We start from the raw sequence: 17,698 nt of genomic DNA, 5'->3' as shown, positions 1-17,698 counted from the left end.
TGTCCTCGACGCCTGTTTGTTCCGTTGTTCGGAACACCGTGCCGGAAGTGGCTGAAGTGTGGAAAGGTCGCCCCGCCCTGTCAACCTCGCCGAGCCGGGAGCACCGATGCCCTCCGAGAGCCTCCAGCGGCGCGGGCACAGCCGCGCGACCGTCGACGACCTCGCGCGCCGCTACCGGACCTGGGGCCGGTGGGGCGAGGACGACGAGAGGGGCGCGGCCAACCACGTGACCCCGGAGCGGGTCGCGGCCGCCGGCCGGCTGATCCGGCGCGGGGCGGTGTTCTCCCTCGCCCTCCCCCTCGACCGGCACGGTCCGATGCGCGGGGGCGGGCCTCGGGTCAACCCGCAGCACGTCATGCTGCGGACCCCGCACGACCCGCTGCCCGGCCGGGAGGACGGGGGCCTGCAGCGGGCGTCCGACGACGCCGTCTACCTCCCCCTTCAGTGCTCCACCCAGTGGGACGCCTTTCCGCACTTCTTCTACGACGGCGTCACCTACGGCGGGCGCGGCGCCGAGAGCGTCACGACGCTGGACGGGGCCGCCCACAACAGCATCACCAACCTCGCCGACCGTGCCGTGGGCCGCGGGGTGCTGCTCGACGTCGCACGCCATCTGGAGCGGGACGCCCTCGATCCCGGCGACGCGATCCAGGCCGAGGACCTCGCGGCGTGCGCCGAGGCCCAGGGCGTCGAGGTGTCCACGGGAGACTTCGTGCTGGTCCGGACCGGCCACCTGCAGCGGCGCCGCGCCGGCGGGGACTGGGGGGACTTCGCGGGCGGGCCCGCCCCCGGCCTCGGCCTCAGCACCGCCGAGTTCCTCTGCGACCGGGAGGTGACCGCCGTCGCCACCGACACCTGGGGGGTCGAGGCCATCCCCTTCGAGACCCCGGACCTGATGTCTCCGCTGCACGTCGTGCTCCTCGTGAACGCGGGTGTCTACCTCGGTGAGATGTGGGACATGGAGGCCCTCGCCGCCGACTGCGCCGCCGACGGCGTGTACGAGTTCTTCCTGAGCGCCGCACCGCTGATGGTCACGGGCGCGGTGGGGTCGCCCCTGAACCCGCAGGCGATCAAGTGAGGCGCGGCGGGGTCACACCCGCACGGTGACGGTCTTCGTCTGGGTGTAGTGCCGCAGCGCCTCGAATCCCTTCTCCCGGCCGTAGCCACTGGACTTGAACCCGCCGAAGGGCGTCTCGACGCCGCCGGCGAAGTACTCGTTCACGAAGACCTGACCGGACTGCAGCGCCCCGGCGACACGGTGGGCGCGGGAGAGATCGGACGTCCACACGCCGGCGGCGAGCCCGTAGCGGGTGTCGTTCGCGATCCGGACGGCCTGCTCGTCGTCGGTGAACCGGATGGCACACAGCACCGGACCGAAGATCTCTTCCTGCGCGATCCGCATGGAGTTCTCGACCTCGGTGAAGATCGTGGGCTGGACGAAGTGGCCGGCCCGCAGCGACGCGTCCGCCGGTACACCGCCGCCGGCGGCGACCTTGGCCCCCTCCTCCACCCCGAGCTCGAGGTAGCCCCGGACCTTCTCGAACTGCGCCGCCGTGGCCAGCGGCCCGAGATCGGGGTCCTCGAGGCCCGGCGCCAGCGTCGCCGAGGCGGCCCGCGCGGCCAGGCGCTCGACGACGTCGTCGTAGACGTCGGCGTGCACCAGCAACCGGGTGCCCGCCGAACAGACCTGGCCGGACTTGAGCGTGAACCCGATCCAGGAGCTGCGCGCGACGGCGTCGAGGTCGGCGTCCGGGAACACGATGTTCGGCGACTTCCCGCCCAGCTCCAGGGTGAGCGGCACGAGGCGCTGCGAGGCGGTGCGGGCGATGAGGGAACCGGTGTCCACCGAGCCCGTGAAGGCGATCTTGCGAACGCCCGGGTGCTCGACGAGGGCGGCGCCCGCCTCGTCGCCGTAGCCGGTCACCACGTTGAGCACACCGGCGGGCAGCCCGGCCTCGAGCGCGAGCCGGGCGAGCTCCACGGTGGTGAGCGGCGTGTCCTCGGCGGGCTTGACCACACCGACGTTTCCAGCCGCCAGGGCCGGAGCCAGTCCGCGGGCCGCCTGCTGCAGCGGCGCGTTCCACGGCAGCACGAAGCCGACCACGCCGAACGGCTCGTGCAGCGTGTAGGAGAGGTAGTCGGGGCCCAGCGGGATCGTCTCGCCGAGCAGCTTGTCCGCCCCGCCGCCGAAGAACTCGAAGTACCTGGCGGCCGTCTCGACGTCCCCGCGGGACTGCGCCAGGGCCTGGCCGTTGTCGAGGGTCTCCAGCCGCGCCAGCTCGTCGGCGTTCTCCCGGAGCACCGCCGCCAGGCGCAGCAGGATGCGTCCGCGCTCGGAGGCCCGGGTGCGCGCCCAGCCCGGCCAGGCCCCCTCAGCCGACCGGACCGCCGCGTCGACGTCGGCGGCGAGTCCCCGACCGACCTCGGCGAGCACCTCGCCGTCCGCCGGGTTCCAGGTCGTGAAGGTCCCGCCGGAGGCCGGGACCGGGGCTCCGTCGACGAACGGCTGGTACGAGGTCTCCACGATCGCGCTCCTACTTGAAGTCGAAACCGGCGTAGCCGTCGGCCGCCACGGCCTCGCAGCGCCGGACGTAGTCCCCGAACCCTCCGGGGTACGGGATGAAGACGCGGGTGCCGTCGTCCTGGTTGACGTGCACCATGTAGTTGTCGATCTTGCGGCGGAGCATCGGCTCGGCGAGCGAGGCGACGTGCGCGGTCCACTCGTCCTGCGCCTCGACGGTCGGCTCCACGCGTTCGTAGCCGTGCTCGCGCATGTGCGCGACGAGGTCACCGACGAAGTCCACGTGCTGCACGTTCGCGACGTTCATGTTCGCGAGGACCGAGGGGCTCGCCGGCCCGGTGACGAGGAACAGGTTGGGGAACCCGGTCGTGGTGAGACCGAGGAAGGTCCGGGGGCCGCGGGTCCAGTTCTCACTGGGCTGCCTGCCGTGCTCGTTGCGGATGTCCGCGGCGTCCAGGGCGCCGGTGAACGCCTCGAACCCCAGCGCGAAGATCACCACGTCGAGCTCGACCACCTGGCCGCTCGCCAGCCGGATGCCCTCGGGGACGAGTCGCTCGATCGGGTCCTCGCGCAGGTCGACGAGGGTCACGTTCTCCCGGTTGAACGTGTCGTAGTACCCGGTGTCGATGCAGAGCCGCCGGACGCCGATCGGGTAGGAGTTCGGAACGAGGCGTTCCGCCGTCTCCGGGTCCGTCACGGTCTCCCGCACCTTGGTGCGGACGAACTCCGCCACGACCTCGTTGACGTCCGGGTCGATGCCCTGATCCGAGAACAGCGAGAGCAGGGACTGGCCGCCGAACGCCCATCGCTCCTCGAGCATCTGCTGGATCTGCTCGGGGGTGTAGTTCGTCGAGGAGCCGCGGCTCGGCGGCAGGATCAGCCCGCCGGGCGTGTGCATGATCTCCTGGTAGACCTCCTCGACGTTCGAGGCCATGCGCTCGTACTTGCGCTGGTCGGCCGGGCGGTTGTAGGCCGGAACGGAGTAGTTGGGGGTGCGCTGGAAGACGTGGAGGTGCGCCGCCTCCTTCGCCACCGTGGTGATCGTCTGGACCCCCGACGATCCTGTGCCGATCACGCCGACGCGCCGGCCGGCCAGCTCGACCGGCTCGTGGGGCCAGTGTGAGGTCTGATACCACTCGCCGCGGTAGTCGTCGAGCCCGGGGAAGTCCGGAGTGCGCGCTCGCGAGAGCTGGCCGGTCGTCATGACGAGGAACTGCGCGGTGACGCGGAGCCCAGCGTCGGTGCTGATGCGGTAGCGGTTCGCCTCCGGGTCCCACTGCGCGCCGTCGACCCACTGCTCGAAGGCGATGTGCGGGCGGACCTCGTAGCGGTCCGCGACGTGGCGAAGGTAGGCCAGGATCTCGGGCTGGGCCGCGTAGCGCTCGGACCAGCGCCACTCCCGGTAGAGCTCGGGATCGAAGAAGTAGCAGTAGTTGGCACTCTCGATGTCGACACGGGCGCCCGGGTACGCGTTGTGGTACCAGACCCCGCCGACGTCCGGCGCGCCCTCGATCCCCAGCACCGACAGCCCTTGCGAGCGGAAGCGGTGGATCGCGTAGATGCCGCCCATCCCGGCGCCGACGACGACGACGTCGTAGTGGCGGCCGTCCTGGTCGTCCTCGGTCGGCACGGAGCCCTCCTCGACGGTGGTGGTGTGCGGCGCGGTCACGAGAACTCGTGCAGCCCCTCGACTACGGCCTTGATCTGCAGGGCGAGGAGCTTCGAGCCGTAGCGGGACTGCTGGAAGCCGCCCGCCATGAACCAGAGCCGGGGGTGGCCGGAGGGCCGGAAGGCACCCCGGATCTCGCCCTGCTCGTCCAGCCCCCACACCGTGGTGAGCTGCTCGGCGACGTCGTCGCCGACGATCGGGCGGATCGTGTCGCGCATGTTCGGCCACCCCGTCGCGAACACGACGACATCGGCCGGGGCCTCGGTGCCGTCGGAGTAGACGACGCCGTCGGCCGTGAACCGCTCGACCTCGCCGTGCCGGAGGGCGATCTCGCGGTCGGCGATGAGCCGCGAGCAGCCCTTGTCGATGTAGTAGCCGCCGCCCCGGATGAGGCTCAGGCCGAACAGGCCGGACCCGTTGATCCCGTCGCTCAGGCGGAACCCGGCGTCACGCAGCCCGTCCAGCAGCTCCTTGTCGATCTCGGCGAGCTGCTGCACGCTCGGGCCCGCGGTCTCCAGGAACAGATGCCAGGGGAACGACAGGCTGATCAGGTCGGACTGCTCGACCGGCGGGCTGGACTCGCTGTAGAGCGCCTCGTGCATCGCCGGCACGCCGTACTGGCTGGAGATGACGTAGGTCGGGCCGCGCTGGACCATCGTGACGTCGGCGCCGCTCTCGTGGGCGTCCTGCGCGACGTCGTGCGCACTCGCGCCCGTCCCCACGACGACGACCTTCTTCCCGGCGAGGTCCCGGCCGCCGACGTGCGCGCTGGAGTGGACGGCGAGCCCGCCGAACGACTCCAAGCCGGGCAGCGCCGGGACGTCCGGAGCGCCGGCGAAGGCGCCCGTCGCGAAGACGACGTGCTCGGGGTGGAGCTCGCGGTCGCGCCCGTCCCGGGTCACCGTCACCGTCCAGCGGCCCGCGGTCTCGTCGTAGGCGGCGTGGCGCACCTGGCTGTCGGTCCACACGTTGAGCTGGAGGATCCATGCGTAGGCCTCGAACCAGTCCGCGATCATCTCCTTGGGCGCGAACACCGGCCAGTTGTCGGGGAACGGCAGGTACGCCATCTGGCCGTACCACTTCGTGTCGTGCAGGGACAGGTTGTGGTAGCGGTTGCGCCAGACGTCACCGAGCCGGGGGGTCTGCTCCAGCACGAGCGTCGGGACGCCGAGGTGGCCGAGCCGCGCCGCGAGGTTCAACCCGGCGTGCCCGGCCCCCACCACGACGACCGTCGGCTCGGCGTCGGTGAACTCGCGCTGACGTTCGCGGTACTGGGTCCAGGTCTCTCGCTGCTCCACCGGCAGGTTGTGCTTCTCCCGCGCCGCGTCGTGCACCGACGTGCGCTGCTCCTCGTGGCCGACGAGCTCCGTCATCGCGGTGAGCAGGGTGAAAGCGCGCCACGCGCCGTCCTGCTGCATCAGGCGCAGAACACCGCGCCCCCGGGCGAGCGTCGTGTGGAAGTCGACGAACGCGGTGAGGACGCCGTCGGCGGTCGTCACAGGGACGTCGGTGGCCGGGACGACGTCGCGGAACCCCGTCGCGACGAGGTGCTTGCCGTACTTCTCGCGGATGTCCGCCGCTCCCCGCGCGGTGGTGAGATCCCACGTGACGCACAGCAGGTCGCGCCACCAGCAGTCCGTGACGAACAGCGGCTCGAGCGCGTCGAGATCCCCGGCGTTCGTGACGCGCTCGAACGTGGCGAGCCAGGCGCGGGCGATGTCGCCCGGACCGCCGTGATCCGGCGGCACGTCCACGAGAGCGGTCTCGGTCATGGATGACTCCTTCGGGCTCGTCCACGGGCCGGCGGCGACCAGGTCCGCACAGCGGCACGGCGTTCCAATCGTGGCGTAACGCACTTTCGCTCCGTCCGCGGACGCCTGTCAACACCTCGAGCACGAGCCCGCGGATCGGGTTTGACACAGCAGGGCGTGCTCGTGACGATGTGACCCACATCGCTGGAACGACGTGCCGCACAGTGGACCGATCGGGTCCGACCGCGGCGTGGCATCGCAGGCGCCGAGGAGGACGCATGACCGGCATCGACATCCACTCCCCCGAGTACCGCGAACGGACCACGGATTTCGAGGCCGAGGCACGCGGATGCCCTGTGCGCTGGACCGACAACTACGACGGGCACTGGGTGATCAGCGGTCACGACGTCGTGGGCGAGGCCCTGCGGGATCGGCACCGCTACTCGACCGTCAAGTACACCGACGAGTCGGGAAAGCTCTGCGGCGGGCTCACGATCCCGACCGCGGAGGGCTACCGGGCGCTGCCGAACGAGGCCGACCCGCCGGAGTGGGACGGCCTGCGCCGGTTGCTCGCCAAGCCGTTCAGCCCGAAGGTCATCGAGCAGCGCCGGCCGATGATCCAGCGGTACGCCACCGAGGTCGTCGACCACATGATCGCCGACGGCGAAGCCGACTTCGTCATGCAGGTCGGGAGCCCGGTCACGGCCCTGGTCACCCTCGACATCCTGGGACTGCCCCTGGCGGACTGGCGCTTCTATGCCGAGCGCATCCACCAGACCTTCACCGGCATGCCCGGCGGCGGGGACTCCGAGGCGGGGATCCCCGGGATCCAGAAGCGGCTCTCGGAGACGATCGCCGCCCGCCGCCTCGAGCCGGGATCGGGCCTGGTCGACGACCTGATCACGGCTCGCATCGACGGGGAGCCCCTGTCGGACGAGACGGTCAAGGACCTCGTGTACGACATCCTCGTCGGCGGTTTCGACACCACGGCCGGGTTGCTCGCGGGAGCTGTCCGGTATCTCGAGGACAAGCCGCGGGAACGGGACCGCCTGCTCACCGACGACGCGTATCTCCGCACCGCCACCGAAGAGTTCCTCCGCTACGTCAGCCCCGCGGTCGGACTCGCGAAGACGGCGACCGCCGACTTCGAGCTCGGTGGGCAGACGATCCGCCGGGGCGACCGCATGTGGTTCATGTACCGGGCGGCCAACTGGGACCCGGCGGAGTTCCCGAATCCCGAGGAGGTCGACCTCGGCCGCACGCAGAACCGGCACGTCGCCTTCGGCTCGGGCATCCACCGCTGCCTGGGCTCCCACCTCGCGCGCGCGATCTTCCAAACGGTGATCCGTGAGTTCCTGACCCGCGTCCCGGACTACCGCGTCGTCGCCGAGGAGGCCGAGTCCTACGTGTTTGCGTGCGTCAACGCCGGCTACGCCGTGCTCCCCCTGCGCTACACCCCCGGGACGAGGGTCCACCAGACCCCGATCCTCGAGCGGCTCTGACGGTGGCCCGTGGCGACCGCGAACAGATCCTGTCCCGTCGGGACCTGGAGTTCCTGCTCCACGACTGGCTGGACGTCACCGAGCTGACGAGCCGAGAGCGCTACGCCGAGCACTCCCGCGAGACGTTCGACGCCCTGCTGGAGCTCGCCGCCGACATCGCGGCCGAGCGGTTCGCGCCGCACAACAAGCGCAACGACACCGAAGAACCGCGGTTCGTCGGCGGCCGGGTCGTCCTCCACGACGAGGTCGGGCCAGCGCTGCGGGCAGCCGCCGACGCCGGCCTGCTCTCGGCGACCATGCACGAGGCCGCCGGCGGACTCGCCCTGCCCTTCGTCGTCGGCACCGCCGCGCAGAGCTGGTTCCACGCCGCCAACCCGGAACCTGGGCGTACGCGATGTTGACCGTCGCCAACGCGAACCTGCTACTCGCCCACGGGACACAGGAGCAGGTCGAGCGGTACGTGCCCGCGATGCTCGAAGACCGCGCGCACGGGACCATGTGCCTGTCCGAACCGCAGGCGGGCTCGTCGCTCGCCGACATCACGACTCGCGCCGAGCCCCACTCCGACGGATCGTATCGCCTGTTCGGCACCAAGATGTGGATCTCCGGAGGGGACCACGATCTCGGCGAGAACGTCGTCCACCTCGTGCTCGCGAAGGTCCCCGGCGCACCGCCCGGGGTGCAGGGCATCTCGCTCTTCCTCGTCTCGAAGTACCTGCCTGACGGCGAGCGCAACGACATCGCGCTCGCCGGCGTCAACCACAAGATGGGCTACCGCGGCACCGTCAACACCCTGCTCAACCTCGGCGAGAACGACGGCGCGGTCGGGTACCTGGTCGGAGTCGAGGGCCGCGGCCTCGCCGCCATGTTCTCGATGATGAACGAGGCCAGACTCGCCGTCGGCGCCGGCGCCGGCGCCCACACCGGCTACCTCAAGTCACTCCACGACGCCCGCGAGCGCCCGCAGGGCCGACCGGCCGGCGCCAAGGACCCGACCAGCCCGATGGTCCCGATCGTCGACCACGCCGACGTGCGCCGCATGCTGCTCGCACAGAGGCGTACGCCGAAGGGGCCCTCGCACTGGTTCGTACTGCGCGCTGCTGGTCGACGACGCGAAGACGGGGCCGCACCCGGACGAAGCGCACCTGCTGCTCGAAACGCTGACGCCGATCGCGAGGAGCTGGCCCTCACAGTGGGGCCCGGTCGCCAACGACCTCGCCATCCAGGTGCTCGGCGGATGCGGATACACCCGCGAGTACGACGTCGAACAGCACTACCGGGACAACCGGCTCAACCCGATCCACGAGGGCACCCACGGCATCCAGGCCGCCGACCTCCTCGGCCGCACGGTGGCCATGGCGGGCGACGGTCGGCGGTCCTCCTAGAGCCGGTGCCGCAGGTTCGTTTCCTGCCGGAGGCGCCCAAGTCGTGCCAGGCATCTGCTGCCAACGATGCCGCAGAGCCCCACCCTCACTGCCGTCTCGGAGCGCGGGTGGCCTCGGGTGGTGTGCGCTCACTCAGTAGGTATCGCAGCTGACGTTGACGTACTGGCCCCGGACCGTCTGCGTGTCCACCACACGGTCGCCCTCGCGGATCGTGCAGGTGAGCTCGGCGCTACCGCTGTCGACCCACCCACCGCCGGAGACCATGGCGCCCGACCTGTCGGTGATCGTCACCGTCTGCCGCCACGGCGACGTCCGATCGCGCTCGGAGTCCATCCCGCCCGTGGAGTTCGTCCAGTTGACACTCGACAGGGAATCGAGTCCTGTGCTTGTCACCTCGAGCGTGTACGTCCGGGGGCCGGCAGCGTAGGGCTCCGACACGTTCGGCAGCCCCACGTCGGTGAACGCGCGGTCCAGCTCGCGGACGTACATCTCGGTGAAGACGAACGAGAGGATGACCCCGAGGACCGACAGCCCCAGGCCTACCGAGGCCATCACCACGCGGCTGCCGCGCCGACGGCCGACGATCACCGCGGCAATGCCGATGCCGATGCCGACCAGCCCGGCGAGGATGCCGCCCTGGTTGAGCACCGGCAGCGGCGACAGGCCCAGCGTCACCAGCCCGAGGACGAGAGCGGCGATCGCCCACCCGTTCGCAGACGACGGAGGCGGCGCCTGGGGCGGCGCCGGCGGATGGCCCCAGGCAGCGGGAGGCTGCGCCTGGATCGGCGGGCCCTGGACTGCGAGGTTCACGGTCGGGGCGTCGAGCGCATCAGCGTGCGGCGTGTGTCGGGGCCGCTCCCCGGCGTGACGGGTCACGCCGCAGATGTCGCAATCGTCCTGTCTGCCGTTACCGTCGGCCGCTTCCGCCCCTGCCGTCACGCGAGGAGTTCGCAGCTCCCGTCCTCGGCTCCGCCGATGACCAGCACGGAATTGTCCGGGAGGACGACAGCGGCGTGACCCAGTCGTGGCCGGTTCATCGCGTCGAGCGGGCTCCACAGGTCGGTGGTGACGTCGTAGGTGTAGCCGTCCGCCCGGACACCGGCCTCACTCTCTCCGCCGATGACGAGCACGGTGTCCGAGTCGAGCCTCGTCGTCGTGTGGAGGTCGCGACGGTCGGGAAGAGGCGCGCGTCGTGCACCGTTCCGTCGACGCCGAGAAGTGCTCGACGACGTCGGTGTAGGTGTCGGTCTGGTCGCTGCCGCCGACCATCAGGGCGTCCACGTCGAGCACCGCCAGGCACTCGCCGGCACGGTCGAGGCTGATGTGGGGGACGGCGAGCCGACCGAGCGGTCGCCATGTGCCCTCGGCGGGGTCGAACAGCTCGCAGGTCCGGGCGAGGTACTCGACGGGCACGCCTGCCGAGCCGATCGCCGTTCCGCTGCCCGAACACGCCAGGATGGAGCCGTCGGCGAGCGCGGCCACGAAGGCGTGGGCCCGGTCGTACCCCGGGGTCGGCATCGGGGTCGCCGAACCATTGGCGAGCGAGACCCGCACGAAGCGACCCGTGCCGAGCGGGTCCAGGGGCGCGCGCGCTCCGCACACCACGTCGAGGTGATCTGTCGAGAGAGCGCATGCACGTCGAACCGGAACGGGACGGACGCGTCCCCGAGCTCGCGGCTGATGACGTACACATAACCGGCGCGGATGTTGGCCGCCCGGTAGTCCACGTCTTCGATCGCGGCGTCGATCTCAGCGAGCTCGGAGGGCAGACGCTCGATGGCTTCCGCATCTCCCGAGTCACCAAGCTTGCTCAGGGCGTTGAGGTAGTGCTGGCGCTCCTTCTCGAGGCGGGACCGCTCACGCTCGATCTCCTTCTCCCGCGCCACCTTCTCCAGGTAGTCCGCCGTGAGGCTGAGCTCCCGCAGCCGCAGGGCGTGGTATTGGGGAGTGACGCGGATGTGCACCGTCTTCCCGAGCTTCTCGATGGTCGCGACGACCTTGTTCAGCCTGTCGCACGCCGAGGTCTCCCGGACCATCGCTCGGCCCTGCGCGACCGACCCATTGACCGTCCAGTCCGTGGCACCGGTGACAGCGCCCCCGTCGTTGAGGTTCATGGCCTTCATCAGGTCCCGCACCTTGGCGAGCTCGGCCTTGTAGGCCAGCGCATCGTCGAGCGGGTGGTGGTACTGGTAGAGACCCACCTCTTGGAGCGGCGCGGCCTCCCGAGTTTCCACGACCGACTGCTTCGCGTCCTGCAACTCCGCCTTGACCGTCGCCAGTTCGGCTCGGAAGGAATCGAGCTCGACTTTGGCTCGGCGCCGCTGGGCCTCGGACTCCTGTCGTGCGCGGTCGGCCTGCTCCGGTAGCTCGACCACAGTCAGAGCACCGAGTCGGCGGTTCAGTCGGAGAAACGTCCCGCAGCCCTGCCGGGCGGCCGCAGAACCCAACCCGATGAGCAGGCGGGACTTGCCGGTGCCGGAGTCCCCGATCAGGCGAAGCGGGTCGCCCTTGCGGCTCCGGGGCGCCGGCGAGCCCCCGGCGCCCCTTCAGCGTCTGCCCCCTCGCCGGCGCCCGCCTGGCCGGCGAGCACGCCGTCACCGGGCCCGTGCCGCGGTGACCGTGGCACGGCGGACCATCACGATCCCGGCGACTCGGGCACCGACGGATCGGCGTAGTCGATCTCGAGGGAGCCGACCGACAGGTAGAACGGTGCGGGAACGGGAGGGACGCGGAGCTGGCGCAGCCTCCGGGCCGCGAGCCGCCACCACGGCGGTGTCGACCTGGTGGTGGTGAACAGGACTGTCGCACGGCCGGGTGCGAGGGCGGCGAGGCCGGGGCCGTAGGTGCCCCGCCCCGCCCAATCCGGGGTGTCGGGCGCGTCGGTGTCGACGAGACGGTGCGGCTGCGACCAGTCACCACGGTCGGGGCTGGCGGTCGGGCACGTCGACCACCACAGGCCCTGTGGCGGGAAGTCCTTCTCGGCGTGCAGGTTCGAGCCGCGCGAGAGGACCATGCACCACTGGCGTCCGTCGAAGGCGATCGCGTTGTCGAAGAAGCCCTCGACGGGGTCGGAGAAGACCTTCGGCGCGGACCACCCGTCGATTCCGTTCACGCTCTCGACGCACCGGATCTCGTAGTCGGGGAGCTCGCCGGGACCGATCTCGTGCGGGTCGGCCTGGTACCAGAGCCGGTAGGTCCCGTCGGAGTGGACGACGCGTGGCTCGAGGGCGCTGAGCCGCGGGGCCTCCCCGACGACGACGGGCTCGGGGTGTCGCACCCACGCGCCGTCCCGCAGCTCCAGGACGCCGATCGCGTAGCGGCTCCCCGGGCCGTAGTGCTCCTTCGAGGTCCGGCCCGTGTAGTAGATCCGAGCGCCGTGGCCGGCCACGGGCCCGACGTAGCTGGGCGTGTGCATGCCGCGCGCGTCGGTGACCAGCCGCCAGCGACCGCCCGGCCCGGTCGCCGCGTCGACGAGCTCCGCCCGGTAGAGCCGGTTGCGGAAGCTCGTCGAGAAGCCCCCGAGGAAGAGCGTCCAGCGCCCGTCGATCCGGTGGACGTTCGGGTCTCCCAGCCCGAGGACGCCTCGTGGCATCGGGCCGGCCACCATGTCGAAGTGGACGGTGGGATTCCTCGCCGTGCCCGAGAGCCAGCCTGGACCCATGCGACGCCACCTTCCGCTCGAGGCCGCGGCGTACCGCGCCGACCCCCCTGCGGTCCAGGTAGGTCGTTGTCGATCAGCTCGGCGGCGAGCGCACAGTCGATCAAAGACGATACGACAACGCCGATCGGACCCTGACGGGACCGGCCGACGTCGCCGAGAAGGGCGACAGGGCCGTCGGTCCTGGGACAGTCACGCGGCCCCAGACTCAGCACCGAGGGGCGGAGGCACGAGCAATCGCCCAACGATGTCCTTTCACCATGCCCAACGACGCGCCCGCCAGCTCGCCCCTGCGTCCCTGCCCGCCAGCAACGGCCCAGGCAGGTAGCGCAACGGCGTCGCCCGCGCGGGTTCGTGGCAGGCCCATCCTCGGTTTCGGCTCCGGCCCGATGCCGATCAGCGCTGTTCACAGCCGAACGGGGTTGCCGACGGATGCAACGCGCGAAGGCAACCGTCTACGTGTCGGTCATGACGGAGCAGCGCGCCGCGAGCCGCGACGGGGGCGGGGACGACGGCCTTCCTCCCCGCCCGGCGCCCGACGCATCCGACGACGAGCGGGCTCGCGCGTTCGCGGCGCGCCGCGCGGCCCGCTTCGGGGCTCCCACCCTGGAGCACTTCCGGCGCGCCTACGCCGGCTTCGGTGCCGAGTGGCCCGGCGACGACGTGGTTCGCCAGCGCCACCTCGTCGCCGATCCGGCCATCAGCCACCCGAGCCGACCGACGCCCGGAGGGTTCCTGGTCGGTGGCCGCTCGATGATGTCCCGGTGATCGGGAAGGTCCTCGACGGCTCCGCCCTCGCGGCCCTGGCGCGCGGCAACCTCGAGGCGGGGGCGTGGCTGGAAACCGCCCATGCGATGGCGTCCTCGCTCTACGTCCCGCAACTGGCGTTCACCGAGGTACTCGCCCTGCACCCCGGCGCAGCGGCCGACCTCGACGATGTTCGCGCCCACCCCTCGATCATGGTCAAGGACATGACCGCGGCCGAGCCGGCCGCAGTGGAGCAGCTGCTCGCCGCCGCCGGTGACGGTGTGTTCGACGTGCTTGCTGGGCATGTCGTGCATGTGGCCACCACTCGCGGGTGGCCGGCGCTGACCACCGACCCCGCCCGGCTACGCCGGCTCGCCCCGGACGTCGGGCTCAACCTGCCCAGGCCGTAGGCGGTCTCGTGAGACTTGACCGAGAGCGTCGGTGTGGGTTCCCGACGTCGACTCGACTCCACGACCTGACCGACTTCGTCGAGAACGAGGACCCCGATGCCTGATACCGCCCGCTCCGTCTTCGAGGTGGACCAGTACGTGGCTGCCCCACCGACCAAGGTGTGGCGAGCGATCACCGACCCCGAGAGGCGCTCGCGCGTTGGTGGGTTCCCGGAGACATCGCCGCCGAGGTCGGACACGAGTTCCACCTCGCGATGCCGGGCTGGGGGCAGGTGCCGTGCCGCGTCCTCGAGGTCGACGAACCTGCACGGCTCGTCCACACCTTCGCCCACCGGACCTTGACCTGGACCCTGGCCTCCGAAGGTCACGGCACCCGCCTGTTGCTCGAGCAAGCCGGCCCAACGGGTGGTCGCGCGGGTGCCGTTCGGGCGCTGGTCGTCTCACTCGGCGCGCGGCGCATTACGTCGAGCTTCCCGTCCGGGGTCAGCCACTTCGCGGCCCGGCGTCAGCTCGGCAACCGTCTCGTGAGCCTCCTCCATGGCTGTCCGAAGAACGGAACTACCGACAACGAGCACATTGCCTGGGCTCATCGGGAGGGAGGCTGCGGTCGCCACGAGCCGCGGCGGATAGGCCGACCGGGCTCACCGAAGAGTCCGCTCCGCCGTCCTGCGCCGGTGGATCAGCTGGCCATGCGGCCGACGAGCGTCACCTTTCCTGGGCCAGTGACCTCCTCGAGAGCGTCCGCGCGTCCAGCCATGACCATCAGCAGCGGCTCCGCCGGACCCTCGACGACCGGGCCGCTGCCGGACGACCAGTCGACGTCGGTGGCCACCAGGCGCAGACCCCGGACCCGCGAGAATGCCCGAATCGGCGGGGCGACCTTGGCGAAGGGCAGGGTGGCGGCGAGCCGCTCGGCGGGGACCTCACGCGGGGCGTCGAGGGCTCGGCGGATGTCCTGGTGGTGGATCAAACCGTCGACCAGTCCGATCCGGCCGCCGAACCGCGCGGTCAGACCGGCAGGTCGCAGGTGGTCCTCTAGCTCGGCGAGCAGCTCGTCGGGGGTGAGCTGGGCGTACTGGTCGACGCCGACCTGGTTGACCTGGTCGGGGTTGAACCGGCCCGCCGCGAAGCGCCCGACGAAGCCGACCGGTCCGAGGTCGTCGTAGCTGATGACGTGGGCGACGACGTCGCGAACGCTCCAGCGGTGGCACAGCGTGGGCGCGTCCCACTGTTCGGGGGTGAGCCTGGCCAGGAAGTCGGCCAACTCGGCGCGGTCGTCCTGGGCGAGCTGCATCGGGTCCGGGGTGGTCACTGGCTCTCCACCATCCGGGAGTAGGCCGCGAGCAGCGCGAGCCACCCGCCACCGCCGTGCTCGATGGCGCCGTAGACACCCTCGCCGCCGACGAGGCGCTCGAAGTGGCGCTGCTCGACCTCGATGGTCGTCTGCTCCGGGCCGTCGGCGTGGAAGTGGACCTCGATCTCGCTGGCGTGGGACGGGTCCGGGTCGAACTGCCAGTCGCCGCCGATCTGCCAGGTGAACACGATGCGCTCCGGGGGCTCCCGGGTCAGCACGCGGCCCCAGTCGCATTCGCTGCCGTCGACGCCGCGCTCGAACCACCGTCCGCCCTCCTGGGGCTCCAGGACCACATCGGCGACCTCGGCGGCGCCGATGTGGTACTGCCGGGGCCACCACGTCCCGAAGTGGCCGGTGAACAGCTCGAAGGCTCGCTCACGGCTGACGTTGACGGTGGTCTTGCCCTCGATCGCCGGGATCGGCGTGCTCATGGCTTCCCCTTGGTGGAGTCGTCGGTGTGGTCGTCGTCGGGTAGGTGGCGGCGCTCGTCGGCGACGGTCTGTTCAGCGAACTTGTGAAAGTCGGCGAGGGCGTGCTCCCACACCCCGTCGAGCCAGGACCGCAGTGCGGCGACGGCCTGCGGGTTGAGCCGGTAGATGCGCCGCGTGCCCTCGGCGTGGGCGACGACCAGGCCGCCGTCCTTCATGGCCTTGAGGTGCTGCGACACGGCCGGCCGACTGATCGGCAGTTGCTCGGCGAGTTCACCGACCGAGCTGGGCCGGCGCGCCAGCGTCTCGAAGATTGCGCGGCGCATGGGGTCGCCCAGCAACCCCAGACCGGCATCTCGGTAACCTGGCACGAACGGTAAGTCTAGAGCGACCGACAACGAAGCGGTGGCCCCGGAGACGTGTTCACACGCGACGAAGGCGCTCAGGACATCCCATGCCGTTTCGGTGTCAAGGGAGAGGGTTCCGCGTCCTCACGGTCGCCGCCCGAGTTGGTCGAGCACGTGATCTTGCGTCCGCTCGGGTTGGTAGTCGCTCGGGCCGTCACCGAACATGCCCTCGGTGCTCAGAGTGGCCACCCATTGCGCGTAGGGCGTCAGGGCGTGCTCGACGAGCTCGTCGGGCAGCTGTTCGTCCGCTCCGATCGCCCGGGCGAGGTCCCACGCGTGGACGGCGATGTCGGCCGCCTTGTAGATCACGAACTGCGACACCGTGATCCGGCCCGCTGGGTGCGCGACGTCGAGGGCGGCATCAGCGCCCTCGAACGCAGCGCGCTGGTGATCGAGGGTGCGGCTGCACTCCGCGGCGAGGCCAGCAGCCGTCTGTGCCTCGTCCCGGTCGTGCAGCGTTGGTCGGTTACCGGTGAGCAGCGAGACGGCGAGCCTGTTGCCGGCGACGACGTGTCCGACAAGGTCGCGGACGGTCCAGTCGTCGCATGGAGTGGGATCGCTCCACTGGGTATCGTCGACCAGCGCGAGCCGATGGCGGAACTCGTCCACCGCGACGTCGAGCACGTCAAGCTCGGGCATGGACCCGACGCTACGAGAAGTCGGGCGCCCTCATGCGGCTTGTCGATCGTTCTGATGGTGTCCCCAGGCGGTGTGTTCGTCGTAGAGGGTCCGGTTCCTCAAGCAGCCGTGCAGGATGCCCACGAGCCGGTTGGAGAGCTGGCGCAGGGCGGCGTGGTGCCCGGTGCCGCGGGCGCGCAGGGCGCGGTAGTAGGCGTTCGCGCCGGGGGAGGCGGTCAGGGCGGAGAACGCCTGCTGGTGCAGGGGGTCGGCCAGGCGGGTGTTGCGCACCCAGCGGGCGATCACGGTCTTCTTCTTGCCCGAGGCGCGGGTGACCGGGCTGTTGCCGGCGTAGTTCTTGCGCGCGCGGGCGCCGGTGTAGCGGGTGGGGTCGTCGCCGAACTCGCCGGGCACCCGGGCGCCGAGGACTTCACCGAGGCCGGGCTGGCTGCGGTAGATCTCGACGTCCCGGTGGTGGCCAAAATGCTGCTCCACCTGCCCCTGCAGCGCGGCGATCTGCGTGTTGAACACCCCGATGATCGCGACCGCCGCCTTGACGGTGGCGGCGTAGCCGGCCACCAGCGCGGCCGGCTGGTGGGTGAGCTGCTCGGCGCGCAACACCGCCTGGAAGGCCTCGGCCTTGGTCGCGGCGTGGTGGCGGCGGGCGCGGGTCAGCGCGGCGGTGATCCGCGAGCGCGACAGCCTCGCCGCCGCGCTCGGGTCGGGCGCGAGGGCGAGCAGCTCGAGTGCTTCGGGGGCGGTGAGGTCGTCGAAGGCCTCCAGCGCGGCGGGGAAGTAGTCGCGCAGCGCTGCGCGCAGCCGCATCACCTGCCGGTGCCGGTCCCAGATCAGGTTCTGGTGCGCCCTCGCGGTCAGCTTGATCGCCTCGACCTCTGGACTGTCGCCGGCCACGGCGCGCAGCTGGTGGGCGTCGGTGCGCACCATGTCGGCCAGGGCGTGCGCGTCGCGCGCGTCGCTCTTGGCTCCCGAGGTGCCGTGGCGCTCGCGGTAGCGCGCGACCTGCATCGGGTTGACCGCGTAGACGGTGTAACCGGCCGCGACCAGCGCCGCCACCCACGGCCCGCGGTCGGTCTCGATCCCGACCAGCACCTGCTCGGGCGCTAGACGAGTAAGTCCGAACCCGATCAGTGGTCGTAGGCGATCAGTGATCGGGTCAGGGGCTGGCCGGTGGCTCGGTTGTGCCAGATGGCGGCGGTCATGGCCAGGAGGCGTTGGGCGACGCGTGCG

General features: G+C 71.1%; 17 protein-coding genes and 4 pseudogenes. 8 read left to right on the top strand and 13 right to left on the bottom strand.

The annotated features are described in order from the left end of the window. The first annotated feature begins 106 nt into the window (after nucleotides 1-106). Nucleotides 107-1,078 carry a cyclase family protein gene (locus tag AC2A1K_RS31860; RefSeq protein WP_483900368.1) on the top strand — a complete coding sequence of 324 codons (972 nt, stop codon included), beginning with the start codon at nucleotides 107-109 and terminating at the stop codon, nucleotides 1,076-1,078. 12 nt (nucleotides 1,079-1,090) lie between these two features. Here AC2A1K_RS31860 and AC2A1K_RS31855 read toward each other — a convergent pair whose 3' ends face one another. From AC2A1K_RS31855 to AC2A1K_RS31845, 3 genes are read right to left on the bottom strand one after another with little or no spacing between them, the layout of a single operon-like run. After that, on the bottom strand, nucleotides 1,091-2,524 hold the full coding sequence (locus tag AC2A1K_RS31855; RefSeq protein ID WP_483900367.1) for an aldehyde dehydrogenase family protein: 1,434 nt from the start codon (nucleotides 2,522-2,524) through the stop codon (nucleotides 1,091-1,093). Between the two features lie 10 nt (nucleotides 2,525-2,534). Continuing rightward, complete coding sequence (locus AC2A1K_RS31850; RefSeq protein WP_483900366.1) at nucleotides 2,535-4,190, bottom strand: flavin-containing monooxygenase; 1,656 nt, start codon at nucleotides 4,188-4,190, stop codon at nucleotides 2,535-2,537. Further along, a complete protein-coding gene (locus AC2A1K_RS31845; protein ID WP_483900365.1) occupies nucleotides 4,187-5,962 on the bottom strand; it encodes a flavin-containing monooxygenase in 1,776 nt (591 codons plus the stop codon). The genes AC2A1K_RS31850 and AC2A1K_RS31845 overlap by 4 nt, the downstream gene beginning before the upstream one ends. 257 nt (nucleotides 5,963-6,219) lie before the next feature. Here AC2A1K_RS31845 and AC2A1K_RS31840 point away from each other — a divergent pair, with 257 nt between their 5' ends. The 4 genes and pseudogenes from AC2A1K_RS31840 (at nucleotide 6,220) to AC2A1K_RS31825 (ending at nucleotide 8,828) form a co-directional block, all read left to right on the top strand. After that, nucleotides 6,220-7,443 carry a cytochrome P450 gene (locus AC2A1K_RS31840; RefSeq protein ID WP_483900364.1) on the top strand — a complete coding sequence of 408 codons (1,224 nt, stop codon included), beginning with the start codon at nucleotides 6,220-6,222 and terminating at the stop codon, nucleotides 7,441-7,443. Nucleotides 7,444-7,445: 2 nt separating this feature from the next. Then, nucleotides 7,446-7,844, top strand: a complete 399-nt coding sequence (locus tag AC2A1K_RS31835) for an acyl-CoA dehydrogenase N-terminal domain-containing protein (protein WP_483900363.1) — start codon at nucleotides 7,446-7,448, stop codon at nucleotides 7,842-7,844. Continuing rightward, nucleotides 7,838-8,167, top strand: a pseudogene (locus tag AC2A1K_RS31830) (acyl-CoA dehydrogenase family protein); the annotation flags it as partial. The gene AC2A1K_RS31835 and the pseudogene AC2A1K_RS31830, both read left to right, overlap by 7 nt. 373 nt (nucleotides 8,168-8,540) lie before the next feature. Then, nucleotides 8,541-8,828, top strand: a complete 288-nt coding sequence (locus AC2A1K_RS31825) for an acyl-CoA dehydrogenase family protein (protein WP_483900386.1) — start codon at nucleotides 8,541-8,543, stop codon at nucleotides 8,826-8,828. A 132-nt stretch (nucleotides 8,829-8,960) separates the two neighbouring features. Here AC2A1K_RS31825 and AC2A1K_RS31820 read toward each other — a convergent pair whose 3' ends face one another. The 4 genes from AC2A1K_RS31820 to AC2A1K_RS31805 form a co-directional block, all read right to left on the bottom strand. Continuing rightward, nucleotides 8,961-9,638: a hypothetical protein gene (locus tag AC2A1K_RS31820; RefSeq protein WP_483900362.1), complete on the bottom strand. Its 678-nt coding sequence runs from the start codon at nucleotides 9,636-9,638 to the stop codon at nucleotides 8,961-8,963. A 125-nt stretch (nucleotides 9,639-9,763) separates the two neighbouring features. Beyond that, nucleotides 9,764-9,958 carry a hypothetical protein gene (locus tag AC2A1K_RS31815; protein ID WP_483900361.1) on the bottom strand — a complete coding sequence of 65 codons (195 nt, stop codon included), beginning with the start codon at nucleotides 9,956-9,958 and terminating at the stop codon, nucleotides 9,764-9,766. 138 nt (nucleotides 9,959-10,096) lie between these two features. Then, a complete protein-coding gene (locus AC2A1K_RS31810; RefSeq protein WP_483900360.1) occupies nucleotides 10,097-11,203 on the bottom strand; it encodes an SNIPE associated domain-containing protein in 1,107 nt (368 codons plus the stop codon). A gap of 260 nt (nucleotides 11,204-11,463) precedes the next feature. After that, nucleotides 11,464-12,489 (bottom strand): hypothetical protein, encoded by a 1,026-nt coding sequence (locus tag AC2A1K_RS31805; RefSeq protein WP_483900359.1) that lies wholly within the window; start codon nucleotides 12,487-12,489, stop codon nucleotides 11,464-11,466. A gap of 465 nt (nucleotides 12,490-12,954) precedes the next feature. Here AC2A1K_RS31805 and AC2A1K_RS31800 point away from each other — a divergent pair, with 465 nt between their 5' ends. The 3 genes and pseudogenes from AC2A1K_RS31800 to AC2A1K_RS31790 all read left to right on the top strand — a co-directional run. Beyond that, nucleotides 12,955-13,254 carry a hypothetical protein gene (locus AC2A1K_RS31800; RefSeq protein WP_483900358.1) on the top strand — a complete coding sequence of 100 codons (300 nt, stop codon included), beginning with the start codon at nucleotides 12,955-12,957 and terminating at the stop codon, nucleotides 13,252-13,254. Continuing rightward, nucleotides 13,251-13,643, top strand: coding sequence for a PIN domain-containing protein (locus AC2A1K_RS31795; RefSeq protein ID WP_483900357.1), 393 nt, complete (start codon nucleotides 13,251-13,253; stop codon nucleotides 13,641-13,643). The genes AC2A1K_RS31800 and AC2A1K_RS31795 overlap by 4 nt, the downstream gene beginning before the upstream one ends. A gap of 161 nt (nucleotides 13,644-13,804) precedes the next feature. After that, nucleotides 13,805-14,038 (top strand): annotated as a pseudogene (locus tag AC2A1K_RS31790) (SRPBCC family protein); the annotation flags it as partial. A gap of 284 nt (nucleotides 14,039-14,322) precedes the next feature. On the opposite strand, the gene AC2A1K_RS31785 reads toward AC2A1K_RS31790, so the two are convergent. The 6 genes and pseudogenes from AC2A1K_RS31785 to AC2A1K_RS31760 all read right to left on the bottom strand — a co-directional run. After that, nucleotides 14,323-14,955: a maleylpyruvate isomerase family mycothiol-dependent enzyme gene (locus AC2A1K_RS31785; protein WP_483900356.1), complete on the bottom strand. Its 633-nt coding sequence runs from the start codon at nucleotides 14,953-14,955 to the stop codon at nucleotides 14,323-14,325. Then, entirely contained in the window at nucleotides 14,952-15,428 is a 477-nt protein-coding gene (locus AC2A1K_RS31780; protein WP_483900355.1) for an SRPBCC family protein, read from the bottom strand. Before AC2A1K_RS31780 ends, AC2A1K_RS31785 begins: the two co-directional genes overlap by 4 nt. Then, complete coding sequence (locus AC2A1K_RS31775) at nucleotides 15,425-15,796, bottom strand: ArsR/SmtB family transcription factor (protein ID WP_483900354.1); 372 nt, start codon at nucleotides 15,794-15,796, stop codon at nucleotides 15,425-15,427. Before AC2A1K_RS31775 ends, AC2A1K_RS31780 begins: the two co-directional genes overlap by 4 nt. 120 nt (nucleotides 15,797-15,916) lie before the next feature. Continuing rightward, a complete protein-coding gene (locus AC2A1K_RS31770; protein ID WP_483900353.1) occupies nucleotides 15,917-16,471 on the bottom strand; it encodes a TIGR03086 family metal-binding protein in 555 nt (184 codons plus the stop codon). 30 nt (nucleotides 16,472-16,501) lie between these two features. Beyond that, nucleotides 16,502-17,569: pseudogene (locus tag AC2A1K_RS31765) on the bottom strand (IS110 family transposase); the annotation flags it as partial. A 26-nt stretch (nucleotides 17,570-17,595) separates the two neighbouring features. Further along, nucleotides 17,596-17,698 (bottom strand): annotated as a pseudogene (locus tag AC2A1K_RS31760) (IS982 family transposase); the annotation flags it as partial.

This window comes from Actinomycetospora sp. 2LY8.5, from assembly GCF_057180585.1.
Note: the sequence above shows the minus strand (reverse complement) of the source record. Positions and strands in the feature narration are given on the sequence as shown.

Coding starts and splice junctions, on each gene's coding strand:
- AC2A1K_RS31860 (WP_483900368.1), top strand. CDS start 107: ATGCCCTCCGAGAGCCTCCAGCGGCGCGGGCACAGCCGCGCGACCGTC.
- AC2A1K_RS31845 (WP_483900365.1), bottom strand. CDS start 5,962: ATGACCGAGACCGCTCTCGTGGACGTGCCGCCGGATCACGGCGGTCCG.
- AC2A1K_RS31840 (WP_483900364.1), top strand. CDS start 6,220: ATGACCGGCATCGACATCCACTCCCCCGAGTACCGCGAACGGACCACG.
- AC2A1K_RS31805 (WP_483900359.1), bottom strand. CDS start 12,489: ATGGGTCCAGGCTGGCTCTCGGGCACGGCGAGGAATCCCACCGTCCAC.
- AC2A1K_RS31800 (WP_483900358.1), top strand. CDS start 12,955: ATGACGGAGCAGCGCGCCGCGAGCCGCGACGGGGGCGGGGACGACGGC.
- AC2A1K_RS31780 (WP_483900355.1), bottom strand. CDS start 15,428: ATGAGCACGCCGATCCCGGCGATCGAGGGCAAGACCACCGTCAACGTC.
- AC2A1K_RS31770 (WP_483900353.1), bottom strand. CDS start 16,471: ATGCCCGAGCTTGACGTGCTCGACGTCGCGGTGGACGAGTTCCGCCAT.